The 4,186-nt window shown below is 34.6% G+C and carries 3 protein-coding genes and 1 pseudogene; 3 read left to right on the top strand and 1 reads right to left on the bottom strand.

The window, feature by feature from the left end:
• The 3 genes and pseudogenes from MKL62_RS09020 to MKL62_RS09010 form a co-directional block, all read left to right on the top strand.
• Nucleotides 1–515: pseudogene (locus tag MKL62_RS09020) on the top strand (IS5-like element ISAba13 family transposase); the annotation flags it as partial.
• Nucleotides 516–1,311: 796 nt separating this feature from the next.
• On the top strand, nucleotides 1,312–2,088 hold the full coding sequence (locus MKL62_RS09015) for a ParA family protein (RefSeq protein ID WP_000104830.1): 777 nt from the start codon (nucleotides 1,312–1,314) through the stop codon (nucleotides 2,086–2,088).
• Nucleotides 2,089–2,106: 18 nt separating this feature from the next.
• On the top strand, nucleotides 2,107–3,006 hold the full coding sequence (locus MKL62_RS09010; protein ID WP_005130172.1) for a ParB/RepB/Spo0J family partition protein: 900 nt from the start codon (nucleotides 2,107–2,109) through the stop codon (nucleotides 3,004–3,006).
• Between the two features lie 213 nt (nucleotides 3,007–3,219).
• On the opposite strand, the gene MKL62_RS09005 is transcribed toward MKL62_RS09010, so the two are convergent.
• Nucleotides 3,220–4,152: an IS5 family transposase gene (locus MKL62_RS09005; protein ID WP_001040033.1), complete on the bottom strand. Its 933-nt coding sequence runs from the start codon at nucleotides 4,150–4,152 to the stop codon at nucleotides 3,220–3,222.
• Nucleotides 4,153–4,186 lie beyond the last annotated feature (34 nt).

Raw genomic sequence — 4,186 nt, 5'->3', positions numbered from 1 at the left:
CTGAATATCGTCGCCAATGGCGTAAATTACATATGGGTATAGATGCTAAAACCTTACAAATACGCGCTGTTCAGCTCACAACCAACAATGTGAGTGATTCACAGGTACTTGGTGATTTACTCGATCAGATTCCACAAGATGAGAGAGTTGACTCCGTCTATACCGATGGAGCTTATGATACCAAACAGTGCCGACAGGTCATTGCGGATCGGCAAGCACATGCAGTGATTCCACCAAGAAAAAATGCGAAGCCATGGAAAGATAAAAAGATGAGCTCGCTAGAACGCAATGAGTTGCTTCGAACAGTTAAACGTTTAGGAAGAACTATTTGGAAGAAATGGTCAGGCTATCATCGGCGAAGTTTGGTTGAAACCAAGATGCATTGCATCAAATTATTGGGGGATAAACTCAGTGCGAGAAATTTTCAAAGCCAAGTCAATGAGATTCATGCACGTATGGCAGTATTAAATAAATTTACGGACTTAGGCAGACCACATACCCGAGTTGTCACTTAAATTTGGCTCAATTAGGATCGCTTCTATCTTTCAAACCTTTATGCAACAAAGCCCTATTAAAGTGCAATTTTGGTACTATTCAGCCTTATGGTGGAATAAATATAAAAATAAACACTTTTAAGTGACAGTTCTTCCACCTTTGATAATTCATCTGTGTCGCTCAAGCAATCAATTTGAAAGTAGGAATAGCCTACAGCACCACTAAAGTGGAATTACTCAACATATACTCCACCATTAAAGTGACAAGCCTTCCACCATTCCGATATTCTTGACTATCAAACATCATGTTATCAATTAAATTTTATACAAATATTTTATCCACAGAATAAAAAACATCTAATGACAAGTCTTCCACCTTTATTTCAATAAAAACAAACTTATCAACATCACAAGCAGTTGAATTGTATTGTTTTAAATTAAAAAATACACATTAAAATAAATCACAATGACAAGTCTTCCACCATAGTGACAAACCTTCCACTTATCAGTGACAAACCTTCCACTTATTAGTGACAAACCTTCCACTTATCAGTGACAGGCCTTCCACTTATTAGTGACAAACCTTCCACTTTAAAAAATCTATCTAATTGTTTTTTAAACAAATAAAACTTGTTTAATTATAATTAACTAATTAATACTAATTAAAATTAGCTAGCTATATTTTTTAAAAAAGTTAAGAAATGTTTTTCCCACATCTTTTGAATTCAAAAGATAAAAATATGACAAAGGAACTGTAGCAAGTTGCTACAAATATCTTTATATTAAATGAAATCAAAGTAAATTCCTTAAGACAAATATGTCAACTAAAATCATTGCTGTAGCTAATCATAAAGGTGGTTGCGGGAAAACAACTACTGTAGTACATCTTGCTTCAGAGCTTGCTGAATTAGGAAATAAGGTCTTAGTAATTGATCTGGATCCACAAGCAAATGCAAGTTTACATATAGGATTAAGACACCCTAGCGAAGTTGAAACTACATCAGCTGAATTACTTATTGGTGATATAAGTCTATTATCGGAAGCATTAGAAGAAGAAACAAAATTTAAAAATGTTTCCTTAATATATGGCTCATTAACTCTTGGTAAAACTGAAGATCAATTGAAAGATGATGCACCAAGACCATCCGAGGAACTTTCAAATAAATTGGAAATTCTAGAAGGATTATATGACTACATTCTTATTGATTGCCCTCCTAGCTTAAAATTACTAACCAGCAATGCTTTAGCCGCTTCGACACATGTTATTGTTCCAATTGAATCTGGTTCACAATACGGTCTCTATGGTGTTACTGATTTAATTAATCATTTAAGTAAAATTAGAAGAGTTAACCCTGAATTAGAACTCTTAGGTGCTTTATTAATTAAACATGATGAGCGTCAGAATGTATGTAAATTAATAAAAGATGAAGCATTTAATCAAGTTGGAGAATTATTGCATACCACAATTCCAATGAGCACTAAGGTTAATCAAGCTGCAATTTTGCAACAACCTTTATTATCTGTTGATAAAAACTCAAAAGTTCGAAAAGCTTTTGAAACTTTAGCACAAGAAATTGTTCAGCGTGTCGGATAATATAATTCTGGAAATACTATGGTAAGTAATAAAGAGCTATTGGCTAAACGTCTTCAGCAAAATACTCAAAAGCATCAACATGCCCAAAAGGAGCATATTAACGATGTCAAAGAGCTAAGACGTAATGTACAAATTACAGATATTCAGGCTAGCCCTAACCAGCCTCGAAAACTCTTTAATCAACAAGATATTGAAGATTTAGCAGCATCAATTGAAGAAATTGGGCTATTACAACCAATTGCAGTTCGTAGAATAAATGATAAATATGAGTTGATTGCTGGTGAAAGACGATTGAAAGCCCACCAATTTCTCAATAAGAATACCATTGAAGTAATCATTATTGATGCATCGGATGAAGAAGCTGCTTTATTAACATTAGCTGAAAATTTAAAGCGAGAAGATCTGACAGATTATGAAATATATGTTGGATTAACTTCTTTGGATGAAAAATTAAAAAAAAATAAGCAGAAGTTAGCAAAGTCATTAGGTTTGAATCGTGAAGATATGTATAAATATTTATCTTATGAAAAATTACCTGGAGAGTTGATTGAAGATTTGGAGAAACAGCCGTCATTATTAGCACGGACCGCTGCTACAGCAGTGAAAAAGTTTCTATCAGATCATGATGAAAACCATGAAAAAGCTAAAGAAGCATTATTCGAAGCATGGTCAAAATTGCTTAAAAAAGAAGTTGAACAGACAAAACTGGCATCACTAGCTGAAAAAATCTTTAAGTCAAGAGAAACGAAAGAAGTAATTCAAACTTCAATTGTACATAAAATTGAATATGATGGGAAAGTTGCTGGTAATATCAAATTTGACCATAATACATTAAAGGTATCTTTAAAAATGGGCCAATTTGATGATCAAAATTTACAAGAATTAAAAGCTTTCCTAAAACGAATGTTAGAAAAATAAAGTAAAAAAATAGTGTAGCAAGTTGCTACACTATTTTTTGCAATTAGGAAAATTTATATAAGTAGTCATAATAATATTTTCATAAATTTGTCATGTAAATTGAATGTTTAAAGCGTATTTTTCGACCATCCTAAGATGAGTTGATGCAATGCTTTGGCATAGGCTTTGTTGCATAAAGCCTTTGAAGGTAAAGTTTTCCTAAGTTGCTAAAATTTAGGTTACAACTTGGGTATGAGGTCTGCCTAATTCTGTAAATTTATTTAATACGGCTACACGTGCATGGATCTCATTCACTTGGCTGTCAAAATTCCTTGAGTAGAGTTTATCGCCTAATAATTTGATGCAATGCATCTTGGTTTCGACCAAACTTCGCCGATGATAACCAGACCACTTTTTCCAAAGGGCTCTTCCTAGACGCTTAACTGTTTTTAGTAATTCATTTCTCTCTTGCGAATGAACTTTTGTATCTTTCCACGGTTTCGCATTTTTTCTTGGCGGAATCACCGCATATGCTTGACGATCTGAGATCACTCGTCTGCAGCATTTAGTGTCATAGGCTCCATCGGTATAGACAGAATCTACTCGCTCATCAAGTGGTATTTGACCAAGTAAATCACCGAGCACCTGTGAATCACTGATATTGTTCGTTGTGAGCTGAACTGCACGTATTTGCAGCGTTTCAGCATCTATACCAATGTGAAGCTTACGCCATTGTCGACGATATTCAGGCTGATGTTTCTTCCGTTTCCATTCACCTTCGCCCAAAAACTTTAAACCAGTTGAATCTACGAGTAGATGTAGACCATTGCTACTTTTTTGGTAGCTAATCGCAATATCAATATGTTTTTGTCTTCTGCAAAGCGTCGTATAGTCTGGCGCTGTCCAATCTAATCCGCAAAGTTTAATCAGGCTTTGTACAAAGCCAGTGACCATGCGTAGAGAAAGACGAAATATGGATTTAATCATTAAGCAGCATTGGATGGCTGTATCGGAATAAGTTTGATTTCGACCATGTTGGCTTTTTGGTTGAGCATACCATTGTGTTTTGGGATCAAACCAAATGGCAATATTCCCACGATTAATGAGAGCTCGGTTGTATGTGGGCCAATTGGTTGTACGGTAGATTTTAGGTGTAGGCTTATTCATCTCAAAATTATATTGTGGAATAAGCCTTTAGAGA

Origin of the sequence: Acinetobacter sp. AOR01_HL, assembly GCF_027855455.1 — a bacterium.
Lineage (GTDB): Bacteria > Pseudomonadota > Gammaproteobacteria > Pseudomonadales > Moraxellaceae > Acinetobacter > Acinetobacter baumannii.
The sequence above is the reverse complement of the archived record's forward strand: the minus strand, read 5'-3'. Positions and strand labels throughout refer to the sequence as shown.